Genomic DNA, 379 nt, shown 5'->3' with positions numbered 1-379 from the left:
TTTTTACAGTATCTATAAATTGTTTACATTCTCATTCCCAATATTTTGGGAATAAAATTCACTACTAGATCATTATATAAGCTGCGTACTCAATTTAGGTACGTAGATAATCTATATAAATCGCCATTTAGTTAAGAAATAGCTGCGTAGCCATTTTGACTACGCAGAGAAGCCACAAACGGCTTTTCAGAATTAGATAACCGACATTTCGGTTTTCTAATGCACTAACTTAGTGCGTTAGCTTTTTATTGATTAATAAGTTCGCTTTTGTTTTTTCTAATACGGTAACTTAACGTATCAGCTTTCTAAGGTAGCCTTAATTTGAGGCGTCCTTTACTGTCTTATCAAACCACTTCCCTATTTTAAGGTACTGGTTACA

The organism is Staphylococcus sp. HMSC034C12, from assembly GCF_001835895.1.
Classification (GTDB): domain Bacteria; phylum Bacillota; class Bacilli; order Staphylococcales; family Staphylococcaceae; genus Staphylococcus; species Staphylococcus hominis.
This window is presented reverse-complemented; position numbering follows the sequence as displayed.